Origin of the sequence: Blastococcus atacamensis, assembly GCF_002938425.1 — a bacterium.
GTDB lineage: Bacteria > Actinomycetota > Actinomycetes > Mycobacteriales > Geodermatophilaceae > Blastococcus > Blastococcus atacamensis.
Map to the genome: position 1 here is coordinate 1 of NZ_POQU01000027.1, position 13670 is coordinate 13670.

Genomic DNA, 13670 nt, shown 5'->3' on the forward strand with positions numbered 1-13670 from the left:
TTCTTCACTTTTTTACTTCTGTGTTTTGTTTTTTTTGTTTTTTGTGTATGTACCTACGACCACCATGCTCTTCCAAGGGCTCTTCGTCGGCAGCGGCAGGTGTGTATAAGAGACGGCGGCGCCGGGGCGCCACCGGGGCGCGCACCGACGGGAACCGGCGGCAGCGGCAGACGCGAGCGGGAGCCCTGCGGCGCGCGCTCGGCCGGCGGCGCACCGAGCAGGACGTCGCGACGACCCGACCGGTCGCGGTCCCGGGTGGTCGGATGATCGCTCATGCCCATCGCGGGACGCGACCCATCGGGGCCATCGGTCCTGCGCCGCCCAGCGGCTGCAGGAGCGATCCCCTGGTCCGATCCGTCACTGCCTGACACAGCGTGCCTGCCCACGGTGAGCGAATCTAATCCATGTAATTCGCCTTGCCCAGGACCTGAGACGAACGCGTTCGTTGCCGTGCCGTGCGGAGCCGCCGGAGCCGCCGCACGAGCAACGGGTCGGCGGCCAGCGCCTCGGGCCTCTCGACCAGGGCGTTGAGCGCCTGGTAGTACCGCGTGGGCGAGGTGTCGAAGAGGTCGCGTATCGCCGTCTCCTTGGCTCCGGCCCGCCGCCACCACTGCCGCTCGAAGCCCAGCATCTCGTGCTCGCGGCGCGACAGTCCTACCGCGCCCACCTGCGCGGACGTCTCCCCTGACCCGTCGGCCCGGGGCGGGGAGACCACGGGGGCTGGGTCGCTGCTCATCGCTGAATCCGTCTCTGCCGTACCCGCCGCCGGGGTGTCCCGGGCGGCTCGGCACCGACCGTAGCCCCGCCCACCGACACTTCCGGGACCAGAGCTGCGGCGGGCCCCCGGAGACAGCTCAGGGAGTAGCGACCACGGCCTCGCGTGACGTCCGTCGCGCACCCGCCCGGGCGTGTCGCAGCATGTCGACGGTGAAGACCGCCAGCGCGACCCAGACGATCACGAAGCCGGCCAGGCGGGCCGGCGGCATGGGCTCGTCGTAGACGAAGACGCCGATCACCAGTTGCATCAGCGGGGTCAGGTACTGCAGCAGGCCGACCGTCGACAGCGGGATGCGCCGCGCCGAGGTGGCGAACAGCAGCAGCGGGATCGCCGTGGCGACACCCGAGCTCATGAGCAGCAGCGCATGCCCCGCGCCGGCGTTGGCGAACGTTCCCTCACTCCCGCCGTGCAGGACGGCCAGCGTCGCCGCGGCCGGGACGGCCACCAGCGCCGTCTCCAGGAACAGGCCCGGTGCGGCCTCGACCGCCACCAGCTTCTTCATGGCCCCGTAGAGGCCGAAGCTCGCGGCCAGGCCGAGCGCGAGCCACGGTGGCCGGCCGTGGTCGATGGTGAGGACCAGGACGGCGACGGTGGCGATGCCCACGGCCGTCCACTGCAGCGGCCGGAGCCGCTCGGAGAAGACGACGACGCCGAGCAGCACGCTGACCAGCGGGTTGATGAAGTAGCCGAGGGAGGTCTCCACGACCTGCCCCGAGTTCACGCCGTAGACGAAGATCAGCCAGTTCGCCGCGATGAGCACGGCCGCGCCGGCCAGCACCAGGAGCGTGCGGCGGTCCCGGACGGCCGCGCGCACGTGGCCCCAGCGGCGCAGGACCGTGAGCAGCAGCCCGACGAACAGCAGCGACCAGAGCACGCGGTGCGCGACGATCTCCAGCCCGCCCGCCGGCTCCAGCAGGGGGAAGTAGAGCGGGAAGAGACCCCAGAGCGCGTAGGCGCCGAGCCCGGCGAGCACACCCAGGCGCCGTTCGTCCACGGCCGCACCGTACGCCCGGGCGCCCGCTCGGCCGCACGCCGCCGGATCGGCCTACCGTCGCAGCGTGAGCAGCGCGCGGCCCGATCCCCTGCGGTGGATCTGGTACGCCCTCGGCGGCGGTCTCCCCCGGCGGCTCTCCCCGTGGGTCCTCGAGGACACCACCCGGCACACCTGGGTGTGGCGGCACCTCGCGCGCGCCGTCGTCCAGCTCTCGCCGATCGTGCTGATCTGCCTGCTGGTCGTGCCGGTGCCGCTGGCCTACCGGATCTCGGCCGCGATCGGTGGACTGCTGCTCGGCCTGCTGTTCTCGCTGGCCTACATGGTCGAGACCATCGAGCACCGCGTCGCGAAGGCAGGCTACGAGCCCGGGACGGCGGCGCGGGTCCGCGCGGAGCGGGTCGAGCGGCAGCGTCTGGAACGGCTCTCGCCCTACCGACGCGACGGCGCGGGCAGCTTCGACTGAGCCGACGAGGGGACTCGAACCCCTAACCGCCCGATTACAAGTCGGGTGCGCTACCAATTGCGCCACGCCGGCAGACACGGGAACGAGTCCCGGGCCAAGGATAGGGACCCGCCCAGGAGAGCTCGCCGCCTGATCGACCGATCCGCCCGGCCGACGTGCTCAGAGCCGCGGGTCGACCGGCTCGGACTCCAGGGCCAGGACGGCGAACACGCACTCGTGCACCCGCCACGCGGGCTCGCCCCGCGCCAGCCGCTCCAGGCCCTCCATGCCCAGCGCGTACTCCCGGAGGGCGAGTCCGCGCTTGCGGCCCAGCGACCGCTCCCGCAGCCGCTCCAGGTGCTGGGGCTCGGTGTAGTCGGGGCCGTAGATCAGCTGCAGGTACTCCCGCCCGCGGACCTTCAGCCCGGGCTGCACCACACCGCGCCGACCGCGGGTCAGGTTGGCCGCGGGCTTGACCACCATGCCTTCGCCGCCGGCCGCCGTCATCTCCTCCCACCACGCCGTCGCCGCGGCCTCGTCGGCCGGGTCGGTGACGTCGACACGACGCCAGCGTGTTCCGCGGATCAGCTCGGGGTCGGCGGCGGCGAGCCGGTCGGCGAGGTCCAGGTGCCAGGGGTGCGGCCGGTCGGCGTAGGTGGCGCCGGCCGTCGCGAGCAGCTGGAACGGGGCGACGCACACCCCGTCCAGGCCCTCGGTCGGCCAGCAGTAGCGCCGGTAGAGCTCGGTGAACGCACCGGCGTCGGCGACGCGGCGCTGCTGGCGGTCGAGCAGCTCCGCCACCTCCAGGCCGCGGTCCGCCGCCTGCCGCAGCGCCGTGACCGCGGTCGGCAGCACTGTCCGGGCCGCAGCGCCGACGGCGGCGTACTGGTTGCGGATCAGGTTCCCCGCCTTGGCCGACCACGGCATCAGCTCGGCGTCGAGCAGCAGCCAGCCGGTGCCGAGCTCGTCGAACAGGCCGGCGCCCTCGGCGGCCTGGGCGAGGCGGCTGAGGAACGCGGCGGTGAGGCCGGCGCCGAAGAAGGAGCGGCCCGTCCGGGTGTGCAGCACGCCGGAGCCGCCCCGACGGACCAGCGCGACCGCCCGGGAGCCCATGTGCTTCTCCTGGCAGACCACCTCGGCCACGCCCTCACCCCGGTAGTAGGCGAAGGCCTCGGCCGGGTGCTCCAACAGCCCCGGCCGCGTGCTCGTGGCCGACGGGCTCATCGTCGGCGGCAGGTACACCAGCTGCTCGGGCGCGATGGCGAACCGGCTCATCACCTCGATCGCCGCGGCGGCGTTCTCCTCGCGCACTGTCACCCGGCCGGCCAGCGCCGTCTCGACCACCCGCTTGCCCAGCACGTCGTCCACGTCGAGGACGTCGTCCCGCCGCGCCGGCGCGGCCGCGGGCGCGGCCCCACCCTCGGGCAGGAAGGGGCGGGCCGGCTCGTAGTACGTCTGCGCCGCGGGGACGCTGACCAGCTCGCGCTCGGGATAGCGCAGTGCCGTGAGCCGGCCCCCGAACACGCAGCGGGTGTCGAGGCACAGGGTGTTGTTGACCCACTCCGGCGTCGGCACCGGGGTGTGCCCGTAGAGCACCATCGCCCGGCCCCGGTACTCCGTGGCCCAGGGGTACCGCACCGGCAGGCCGAACTCGTCGGTCTCACCCGTCGTCTCGCCGTAGAGCGCGAAGCTGCGCACCCGGGCGCTGGCGCGGCCCTGCAGCGACTCCTTGAGCCCGGCGTGCGCGACGACCAGCGCCCCACCGTCGAGCACGTAGTGGCTGACCAGGCCGTGGCAGAACTCCTCGACCTCGCGCCGGAAGTCGGCGTCCTCCGTCTCCAGCTGGACCAGCGTCCGCTCGAGACCGTGGGTGATCTGGACGTTCCGGCCACGCAGGGCCTTCACGAGCTTGTTCTCGTGGTTGCCGGGGACGCAGAGCGCGTGCTCCGCCGCGACCATGCCCATGACCAGGCGCAGCACGCCCGGTGAATCCGGTCCGCGGTCGACGAGGTCGCCGACGAAGACCGCCCGGCGTCCGGCCGGGTGCTCGGCGTCGACGGGCCGGCCGCGCTCGTCCCGGCGCAGCTCGTAGCCCAGCTCGTCCAGCAGCTCCTCCAGCTCGGCACGGCACCCGTGCACGTCGCCGATCACGTCGAACGGGCCGGTGTCCTCCCGGCGGTCGTTGTACTGCTTCTCGTAGGTGATGACCGCGCGCTCCACCTCCTCGGCGCCGTCCAGCACGTGCACCTTGCGGAACCCCTCGAGGGCCAGGCCGCGCAGCCCCCGGCGCAGGTCGGCACGCTGCCGTCGGATGACGGCGGGAGCGAGGTCCCGGTCGGCCCGGGCCGCGTTGCGGGCCAGGCACTCCCCTTCCGGCACGTCCAGGACGATCGCCACGGGCAGCACGTCGTGCGCGCGCGCCAGCCGCACGAGGGAGGCGCGGTCCTCGGCCTTGACGTTGGTGGCGTCCACGACCGTGAGCCGACCGCCGGCCAGCCGGACACCGGCGATGTGGTGCAGCAGGTCGAACGCCGCCGGTGTCGCCGACTGGTCGTTCTCGTCGTCGGCCACCAGCCCCCGGCAGACGTCGCTGCTGAGCACCTGCGTGCTCCGGAAGTGCCGGCGCTCGAACGTGCTCTTGCCCGAGCCGCTCACCCCGATGAGCACGACCAGGCACAGGTCGGGGACGAGGAGGCTGCGCTCCTCGACGGGGGCGGTCACGCCGCCACCTCCGCCGAGGCAGCGCGGGTGAAGACGGCCATCTGCGTGGGCGTTCCGACGTCGGGGGCCTCGTCCCCGACGCCGAGCAGCCGGACCGCGTAGCCGTACCGCTCACCCACGCCGGCCGCCCAGTCGGCGAACTGCTGCCGCGTCCACTCGAACCGGTGGTCGTGGTGTCGGAACGCGCCGGCCGGCAGCCCCTCGTAGCGCACGTTGAACTCCACGTTCGGTGTGGTGACGACGACCGTCGTCGGCACCGCGGCACCGAAGACGGCGTGCTCCAGGGCCGGCAGCCGCTCCGGGTCGAGGTGCTCGATGACCTCCATGAGCACCGCCGCGTCATAGCCCCGGAGCCGGGCGTCGGTGTAGGTCAGACCGCTCTGCACCAGCTGGATCCGCGCGGCCTGGCGCTCCGGCATCCGGTCCAGGCGCAGCTTCCGGGCGGCCACCTCCAGGGCGTGGGCGCTGACGTCGACGCCGAGGATCTCGGTGAACGCCGGCTCGGCCAGCAGGGAGGGCAGCAGGGCACCGGAGCCGCAGCCGAGGTCGATCACCCGGTGGGCCCCCGCCGACCGGAGCGCGGCCAGCACGGCTCCGTGCCGCTGGAGCGCCAGGGGCACCGGCCGATCGGCGGTCTCCTCGACGTCCCCCGCCGGGGGTTCCCCGACGGCGGCGACCGGCGGGGCGAGCGCGTCGTCGAGTGCCTCGGCGTCGTCGATCTCGGCCAGCCGCTCGATGGCGCGGCGGGTCAGGGACGTCCGGTGCCGCAGGTACCGGCGCGTGATGAGGTCGCGCTCCGGGTGGGCGGCCAGCCAGCCGCTGCCGGCGCGCAGCAGCTTCTCGATCTCGTCGGCGTCGACCCAGTAGTGCTTGGCGTCGTCGAGCACCGGGAGCCCGACGTAGAGGTGGTTGAGGGCGTCGGCGACCCGCAGCTCACCGCGCAGGCGCAGGTCCACGTACCGCTAGTCGCCCCACTCCGGGAGCGTCTCGTCCAGCGGGACCGCGGTCGCCTCCACCCGCCAGCCCAGCGGCGCGAAGAACCGGTGCGCCATGTCCGCTCCGCCGCTGCAGGACAGCGCCGGGATGTGCACCTCCAGCGGCAGGGCGACGTCGACCAGATCCAGCCGCTCCTTGCTCACGCCGCGGCGGGCGCTCGAGAACACCTTGCCCAGCGCGACGGCCAGCAGGCTCGATGCGGCGTAGGGACGGTCGTTGACGTACTGGGCGAGCGCTGCGCCCTCGGTGCCGCCCGCGCGTGCGGCGCGCACCAGACCGATGGGATCGACCTCCAGCAGCAGCGCCACGGTGCACCGGTGCTCGTCCGCCTCCGGGTAGAAGACGTGCGCCGTGCCGGTGGAGACCGACGTCTGCTGTGCCCGCGCGGGGTTCTTGTGCAGCAGGAAACCGAGGTCCGTGGCGGGCACGTACGTGGTGGACAGGGTGACGAGCACGCCGAAGTGTCACCGAGCGGGGCGCCATGTCGACCAGATTCCAGCCGTGCCAGCCGTCGCGCCGCCTCGGCGGACGTGCTGCCGGCGCCTCGTCCGGATCCGGTCCGGCGGACCGCGGCGCCATCCTGTGCGCCGTCCGGGCCGGTGGTCGATGCTGCGCGGATGACCTCCGAGGCGGAGAAGGCGCGTCGCAAGCAGCTCAAGGACGACTACCTCCGGGCCGAGCAGGCCGCCAGCGCGGCGTTCATGCCACTGGACCGGCCACAGCTCGAGTCACTGCTCGAGCACGTCGACGCCGCCGTGGCGGCAGACGGCTACGACCACAGCCCGCGGGCGGCCGACGACTGGGCCCGGCAGCACGACGTCGACCTCGACCGGCTGCACGAGGGATTGACGGAGTTCGGCGGCTACTGCGACTGCGAGATCGTCATGAACGTCGACCCCGAGGCGGTCTTCGGCCAGATCCGGCAGCCCCCGCGGTAGCGGGCGGCGATCACGCCGCCTCGGTCTCCGCGCTCGGGTCGGTCCGCGGCGGTTCGGACCGCACGAAGCCCGCCGGGTCGGCACCGGCCACCGGCCCCGCCGCCATCCACCGGGCGAAGCCGGCCGGGTCCCGCCGTTCCAGCTCGTCGAGGAGGAGCGCCCGCCGCGCGACCAGGCCCTGGAGCGCTGCGGGAGTGAGCCGGCCCTGGAGGGCCGACCCGCTCCGCAACCACTCCTCCGCCAAGTCGCTCGTGCTCAGCGCGTCCACCGCCCGCGCCGGCATCGGAGGGGCGAGGGTGACCGACGACCGGACCGTGGCCTCGGGCACCCGCGTCCGTCGCTCGCGGAGCCAGCGGCTCGCTCCCCAGAAGGCGCCTCCGAGCGCTACCAGGAGCACCGCCACCCCACCGCCGGCGAGCATCGCCGTCCCGGCGAGCACCAGTAGCGCGAGCACGGTCGCGGCCGTGGCCAGCAGCGCCGACTCGAGCACCGACCGGCTCCGCGGCTGCGCCGCCTCGCGCGCCACGCCGGCCGCGACGCAGCCCGCCATGGCGCCGGAGACGAGCACGGCGACCAGGCCCGGACCGCGGAGGGCGATGCCGCCGACGACCGAGAGGGCGGCCACGAGGACCAGACCGAGACCGGCGGAGAACCGGAACAGGGGACCACGGACGGGCACGAGCAGCCTCCACGGCGGACGGAGCGAGCGGCGGACCGCTCCGCCGGTGGGGCACTACCCGGTAGTGGGCCGTATTGCACACGACGACGCAGGTGATCACGCGGCTCTCCGCCCCCAGGGGTTCCGACCGGCAGGATCTGGCCCCGTGGGTTCCTCCGTGGTCGACGTCGACGTCCGGCTCGCCGTCGTCCTGGTGCTCCTGACCGCGCTGGCCGCGGCGGGTGGACGCCTGTCGGGCCTCGGTGAGCGCCGCACGGTTCTCGTGGCCGCCGTTCGCGCCACCGTGCAGCTGGCGGTGGTGTCCGCCCTGCTGCTCGTCGTCGTCCGCTCGCTGTGGCTCTCGGCCGCGTTCGTCCTGCTCATGGCCTCCGTCGCCACCGTGACGGCCGCCGGCCGGACCACCGGGCAGCCGCTGCGCTCCCCCGGCCCGGCCCGCCGGCTGCTCGCCACCGCCCTGCCGGTCGTCGGCGGGGCGGCGCCCGTGGTCGCACTGGTGCTGGCCAGCGGAACCGTGCCGATGCGCGGCGAGGCGGTCATCCCCATCGCCGGCATCCTCATCGGCGGCGCGATGACCGCCACCTCGCTGGCCGGTCGGCGCCTGCGCGACGAGCTGGCGACCCGCTCCGGAGAGGTGGAGGCGGCCCTCGCCCTGGGCCTGCTCCCCCGCGACGCGGTGCTCCTCGTCGCCCGCCCCGTGGCCGGCACAGCGCTCATCCCTCCGCTGGACCAGACCCGCACCGTCGGGCTGGTCACCCTGCCCGGCGCGTTCGTCGGCGTGCTGCTCGGCGGTGGCACTCCGCTGGAGGCAGGCGCCGCCCAGCTGCTGGTGCTCATCGGGCTGCTGGCGGCGGAGGTGCTCGCCGTCTGGGCGGTCACCGAGATGGTCGCCCGCGGCCGGCTGCTCCCGGTGCCCTGCTAGGACCGGCGTCCAGCGGACTCACAGGCTCCGTCCAGCGGCGGACCAGCACGGCGGCGGACAGTGGTACCGACGGCGCGGCCGGACGGCTGCGCCAGGAGAGGATCGGACCCGTGAGCGAGCACCAGCACCCCGGCCAGGGCCAGCAGTACGGCTGGCAGCCCCCGCGCCCGGCCGGCCAGCAGCCGACCACGCAGCAGACGGCCGTGCAGACCGCCGTCCAGCCCACGCAGCCTCCGGCCTACCCGGGCTACGGCGGCTTCCCTCCGTCGCCGGCGGCCCAGCCGGAGCGCACCTCACCCAAGGGCGGCCGGCTCCGCATCGGGCTGATCGGCCTGGTCGCCGGCGCGCTCATCGGTGGCGGCGCCGGCGCGGGCGTCGCCACGCTGGTCGACGGGCCCGGCACGACCGCCGGCTCCGCCGGGCCCGCCCAGACGGTGACCATCGAGAACCCGGAGCGGGCCACCACCGCCACCGCGGCGGCCGCCAAGGCCGCTCCCAGCGTCGTCACCGTCTACGTGGCCAGCGGATCGGGTGCCGGCAGCGGCTCCGGCGTCGTCCTCACCGCCGACGGGTACGTGCTCACCAACAACCACGTCGTCGCCGAGGGCGCGGACGGCGGCAGCGTCCAGGTGCGCACCGCCGACGGCACCCTGTACGACGCCGAGGTCGTCGGCACCGACCCGGCGTTCGACCTCGCGGTGCTCCGGCTGGAGGGCGCCGACGACCTCACCCCGGCAACCTTCGCCGACTCCGACGAGGTGCAGATCGGCGACGTCGCCGTCGCGATCGGTGCCCCGCTCGGCCTGTCGAACACCGTCACCGACGGCATCATCAGCGCCACCAACCGCGCGGTGGCCACCGGCTCCACCCAGGACGACGCGACCGTGCTCGACGCGATCCAGACCGACGCCGCCATCAACCCCGGCAACTCCGGCGGGGCGCTGGTCGACGGCGCCGGCGAGGTCATCGGGATCAACACCGCCATCGCCACCGTGGCCTCCGGGATGCCCGGCGGGCAGTCGCAGAGCGGCAACATCGGCGTCGGGTTCGCCATCCCCGGCAACACCGCCCAGCGGGTCGCCCAGGAGATCATCGAGACCGGCTCGGCGACCCGCGCCTTCCTGGGGGTCAGCGCCCGCACCGCGGCCGACGACGAGAACAGCGAGGTCGGCACCGGCGCCCAGATCGAGACCGTGGAGCCGGGCAGCGCCGCCGAGCAGGCCGGCCTGCAGCGGGGCGACGTCGTCACCGCGGTCGGCGACCGCCCGGTGACCACCTCCACCGAGCTCACCGCCGCGGTGCGCAGCCTGGCGCCGGGCGAGGACGTCGAGCTGACCGTTCGCCGGGGCTCGGACACCCGCACCGTCGAGGTCACCCTCGGCGAGACGGGCTGAGGGCCGGAGCGGCTTCCCGGACCCGGTCCCTACGCTGGGCCGGGTGGCCGCTCCCCCGCTGACCGTGCCCCTGGCCGGGTCCCTCGACGACCCGGCCCGCGCGCGCGACCTCACCCGCATGAAACGGCTCGCGACCGGGCTGTTCCTGCTCGCCGCCGCCGTCTTCCTGGGCTGCGTCCTGCTCGGCGAGGACGCCGGCGCCTGGGTCGGGTACGTGCGGGCCACCGCCGAGGCCTCGATGGTCGGTGCGCTGGCCGACTGGTTCGCCGTCACCGCCCTGTTCCGGCACCCGCTGCGGCTGCCGATCCCGCACACGGCGATCATCCCGCGCAAGAAGGACCAGATCGGCGAGAGCCTGGGCGCCTTCGTGCAGGAGAACTTCCTGACCCGCGCCGTCATCGAGGAGAAGCTGACCACGATCGACGTCCCGGGCCGGCTGGGCGGTTTCCTCGCCGCCCCCGGGCGGGCGGAGCGGCTGGGCGGCGACGCGTCGAAGGTCCTCACCGCCCTCACCGAGCTGCTCAGGGACGAGGACGTGCAGCCCGCCGTCGCCGCGCTGGTCGACCGGAAGCTGCACGAGACGCCGGCCGCGCCGGGCGTGGCCCGGGTGCTGGAGCTCGCGGTGGACGGCGACCGGCACCAGGAGGTGCTGTCGGCGGCGCTGCGGCTGCTGGCCCGCTTCCTGGACGAGAACCGGCTGGTGTTCCGCGCGCAGCTGGGCGACGCCTCCCCCGCCTGGGTGCCGGACTGGGTCGATGACCGGGTCTTCGACAAGGCGTTCGCGGGAATCCACCGGTTCCTCGCCGAGGTCGGGGACGACCCGCGCCACGAGCTGCGCCGCTCCTACGACGTGCGCCTGCGGGCCTACGTGCACGCGCTGCGCACCGACCCCGAGACGGCGGCGCGGGTCGAGGAGTTCAAGAAGGAGGTCCTCGAGCACCCGGCGATCCGCGAGTGGTCGGGGTCGCTGTGGACCACGGCGAAGAACGCGCTGCTCACCGCGGCGGCCGATCCCACCTCACCGCTCCGGGGCCGGGTGACGGCGCTGATCGCCGACGGCGCGAAGCTGCTGCAGACCGACCCCACGGTGCGCGAGGTGGTGCAACGGCACAGCCGCCGCGCGGTGGGCTACGCCGTCGAGCGGTTCTCCGGCGACCTCGCCGACCTGGTGAGCAGCACCGTCGCACGCTGGGACACCGAGGAGACCAGTCGCCGGATCGAGCTCCAGGTCGGCCGCGACCTGCAGTGGATCCGGGTCAACGGAACGGTCGTCGGCGGCCTCGCCGGCCTGGTGATCTACACCCTCGCGCAGCTGATCGGCTGACCGCTCCCCGTGATGATCAGGAGACCTGATCATCACGGGTCCTGGCTCAGTACCGACGGTGAGCCAGGACCCTGGATCGTGAGCCAGGACGACGGACGGTGATGCGAGGATCAGCCGCGGCGGGCGGCCGCCGCCTGGTACAGCGCGATGCCGGCCGCCACGCTGACGTTCAGCGACTCGGTGTCGCGCCCGATCGGGATGCGCACGACGACGTCGCACTTCTCCCGCACCAGCCGCGAGAGCCCCGTGCCCTCGGCGCCCACGACGAGCGCCACCGGGTCGGCGAAGCCGTCGTACTCGTGCAGGTCGACGTCGCCGTCGCCGGCCAGGCCCACGGTCTGCAGCCCGGCGTCCTGGTAGGCGGTGAGGGCGCGCGGCAGGTTGACCGCCCGGGCCACCCGCAGCCGCGCCGCCGCACCGGCGCTGGTGCGCCAGGCCGAGGCGGTCATGCCGACCGCCCGGCGCTGCGGGACGACGACGCCGTGGGCGTCGAACGCGGCGGCCGAGCGCACGACGGCGCCGAGGTTGCGCGGGTCGGTCACGCCGTCCATCGCGACGATGAGCGGAGCCCGGCCGGAGTCCCGGGCGGTGGCCAGGAAGTCCTCGGGGTGGGCGTACTCGTAGGGCGGCACCTGCAGGCCGATGCCCTGGTGCAGCGCGCCCTGCGACATGCGGTCGAACTCACCCTTGCCCACCTCGAGCAGCGGCAGCCCGCGGTCGGCGGCCAGACCGAGGGCCTCGGTGATGCGCTCGTCGGCACCGGGACGGGTGGTGTCGCCGGTGACGACGTAGAGCGCCGTCGCCGGGATCCGGGCGCGCAGCGCCTCGACCACCGGATTGCGGCCGAGCAGCAGCTCGGGCTGCTCCTCGTTGCGCTGGCGGGCGCGGGCCCGGTCGGCGCGCTGCCGGGCCTCGGTGGCGGCGCGCCGCTGGGCCGGGTGCCCGGTGCGCGCCTCGGCGGGCGGGGTGGCGCCACGACCGGCGAGCGAGCGCCGGTTCTTGCCGCCGGTGCCGGCGGTCGCGGTCTTCTTGCCTGCGCCGTCGCTACGGCCTCGGCGCTGGCTGTTGCCGGCCATCAGCGGCTCAGCTCCCATCGGGTTCCTTGCGGGGTGTCCTCGACCGTGAGGCCGAGGGCGGCGAGCTGGTCGCGGATCGCGTCCGCCGCCGCGAAGTCCTTGCGCGCGCGGGCCGCCTGGCGCTGCTCGAGTGCCAGCGCCACCAGCCCGTCGGTGGCCTGGGCCAGCCGGTCGTCGGCACCGGCGGCTGCCCACTGCGGGTCCAGCGGGTCCAGGCCGAGGACGCCGAGCATGGCGCGGACCGAGCCCAGCGTGCCCGCCACCGCCCGCTCGTTCCCCTCGGCCAGCGCGGTGTTGCCCTCGCGGACCATGTCGTGGATCGCCGCGATCGCAGCGGGGGTGGCCAGGTCGTCGTCGAGGGCGTTGGTGAAGTCGGCGCAGAGCACCGGTGCGCCCGCGTCCGCGCCCACCCGCTCGGCGGCCCGCTTCACGAACGCCTCGATCCGGCGGAACGCCTGACCGGCCTCCTCCAGCGCCGCGTCGGTGAACTCGATCGTCGACCGGTAGTGCGGGGCGACCAGGTAGTAGCGGAGCTCGATCGGACGGACCCGCTGCACGACCTCGTCGACCAGCGCGGTGTTGCCCATCGACTTGCTCATCTTCTCGCCGCCGAGGGTGACCCAGCCGTTGTGCATCCAGTACGAGGCGAAGTCCGCACCGGCCGCCCGGGACTGGGCCTGCTCGTTCTCGTGGTGCGGGAAGCGAAGGTCCAGGCCGCCGCCGTGGATGTCGAAGGCCTCGCCGAGGTAGCGCCCGGCCATCGCCGAGCACTCCAGGTGCCAGCCCGGGCGGCCCCGCCCCCAGGGCGTGGGCCAGGAGGCGGTGTCCGGCTCGCCGGGCTTGGTGCCCTTCCAGAGGGCGAAGTCGCGGGGGTCGCGCTTGCGCTCGTCGGTGTCGGTGTCCGCCGCGGGCTCCAGGTTGTCCAGCCGTTGACCGGTGAGGGCGCCGTACTCCGGGAACGAGCGCACGTCGAAGTAGACGTCGCCGTCGACGGCGTAGGCGTGCCCGCGCTCGATGAGCCGCTCCATGAGCGTGACCATCTCCGGGACGTGCCCGGTGGCCCGCGGCTCGTAGGTGGGCGGGAGCACACCGAGGGCGTCGTAGGCGCGGGTGCACGCGCGCTCGTTCTCGTACGCCCAGGCCCACCACGGCACGCCGTGCTCGGCGGCCTTGGTCAGGATCTTGTCGTCGATGTCGGTGACGTTCCGGACGTAGGTGACGTCGAGCCCGCCCGCCGTCAGCCAGCGGCGCAGCACGTCGAAGGAGACCGCCGCCCGGATGTGCCCAACGTGCGGGCGGCCCTGCACGGTCAGACCGCAGACGTAGACGGACGCCTGACCGGCACGCAGGGGCGTGAAGTCGCGGACCGCGCGGGCGGCCGTGTCGTACAGGCGGAGGCTCACTGGGGG

Annotated in this window: 12 protein-coding genes, 1 tRNA gene and 1 pseudogene; 6 read left to right on the plus strand and 8 right to left on the minus strand. The window is 74.3% G+C overall.

What is annotated here, in order from left to right; translation table 11 throughout:
- The coding region (locus C5508_RS20275; RefSeq protein WP_232797012.1) for a hypothetical protein at positions 1-267 on the plus strand (267 nt) is incomplete at its 5' end.
- 130 nt (positions 268-397) lie between these two features.
- On the opposite strand, the gene C5508_RS08660 is transcribed toward C5508_RS20275, so the two are convergent.
- Both C5508_RS08660 and rarD read right to left on the minus strand, forming a co-directional pair.
- The gene (locus C5508_RS08660; protein WP_104524545.1) at positions 398-736 is read right to left on the minus strand and encodes a DUF3263 domain-containing protein; all 339 of its coding nucleotides are present in this window, start codon (positions 734-736) and stop codon (positions 398-400) included.
- 118 nt (positions 737-854) lie between these two features.
- Positions 855-1772, minus strand: a complete 918-nt coding sequence (rarD, locus tag C5508_RS08665) for an EamA family transporter RarD (protein WP_104524546.1) — start codon at positions 1770-1772, stop codon at positions 855-857.
- 64 nt (positions 1773-1836) lie between these two features.
- Between rarD and C5508_RS08670 the strand changes: the two genes are divergently transcribed.
- Positions 1837-2235 (plus strand): DUF5313 family protein, encoded by a 399-nt coding sequence (locus C5508_RS08670; protein WP_104524547.1) that lies wholly within the window; start codon positions 1837-1839, stop codon positions 2233-2235.
- On the opposite strand, the gene C5508_RS08675 is transcribed toward C5508_RS08670, so the two are convergent.
- The 3 genes and pseudogenes from C5508_RS08675 to C5508_RS08685 form a co-directional block, all read right to left on the minus strand.
- Positions 2235-2307 (minus strand) — tRNA-Thr (locus C5508_RS08675). The two genes, C5508_RS08670 and C5508_RS08675, sit on opposite strands and share 1 nt — an antisense overlap.
- Positions 2308-2394: 87 nt before the next feature.
- Positions 2395-4935, minus strand: a complete 2541-nt coding sequence (locus C5508_RS08680) for a polynucleotide kinase-phosphatase (protein WP_104524548.1) — start codon at positions 4933-4935, stop codon at positions 2395-2397.
- Positions 4932-6386: pseudogene (locus tag C5508_RS08685) on the minus strand (3' terminal RNA ribose 2'-O-methyltransferase Hen1). Before C5508_RS08685 ends, C5508_RS08680 begins: the two are co-directional and overlap by 4 nt.
- A gap of 162 nt (positions 6387-6548) precedes the next feature.
- On the opposite strand from C5508_RS08685, the gene C5508_RS08690 reads away from it, so the two are divergent.
- Positions 6549-6869, plus strand: coding sequence for a DUF2695 domain-containing protein (locus C5508_RS08690; protein WP_104524549.1), 321 nt, complete (start codon positions 6549-6551; stop codon positions 6867-6869).
- A gap of 10 nt (positions 6870-6879) precedes the next feature.
- Here C5508_RS08690 and C5508_RS08695 read toward each other — a convergent pair whose 3' ends face one another.
- Complete coding sequence (locus C5508_RS08695; RefSeq protein ID WP_198597973.1) at positions 6880-7548, minus strand: hypothetical protein; 669 nt, start codon at positions 7546-7548, stop codon at positions 6880-6882.
- Positions 7549-7693: 145 nt separating this feature from the next.
- Here C5508_RS08695 and C5508_RS08700 point away from each other — a divergent pair, with 145 nt between their 5' ends.
- The 3 genes from C5508_RS08700 (at position 7694) to C5508_RS08710 (ending at position 11185) form a co-directional block, all read left to right on the plus strand.
- Complete coding sequence (locus C5508_RS08700) at positions 7694-8467, plus strand: ABC transporter permease (RefSeq protein WP_198597974.1); 774 nt, start codon at positions 7694-7696, stop codon at positions 8465-8467.
- Between the two features lie 110 nt (positions 8468-8577).
- Positions 8578-9861, plus strand: coding sequence for a S1C family serine protease (locus C5508_RS08705; RefSeq protein WP_104524552.1), 1284 nt, complete (start codon positions 8578-8580; stop codon positions 9859-9861).
- A gap of 43 nt (positions 9862-9904) precedes the next feature.
- Positions 9905-11185: a DUF445 domain-containing protein gene (locus C5508_RS08710; protein WP_104524553.1), complete on the plus strand. Its 1281-nt coding sequence runs from the start codon at positions 9905-9907 to the stop codon at positions 11183-11185.
- Positions 11186-11295: 110 nt separating this feature from the next.
- Here C5508_RS08710 and rlmB read toward each other — a convergent pair whose 3' ends face one another.
- On the minus strand, positions 11296-12279 hold the full coding sequence (gene rlmB / locus C5508_RS08715; protein WP_232797013.1) for a 23S rRNA (guanosine(2251)-2'-O)-methyltransferase RlmB: 984 nt from the start codon (positions 12277-12279) through the stop codon (positions 11296-11298).
- A complete protein-coding gene (cysS, locus tag C5508_RS08720) occupies positions 12261-13664 on the minus strand; it encodes a cysteine--tRNA ligase (RefSeq protein ID WP_104524554.1) in 1404 nt (467 codons plus the stop codon). Before cysS ends, rlmB begins: the two co-directional genes overlap by 19 nt.
- Positions 13665-13670: the final 6 nt, after the last annotated feature.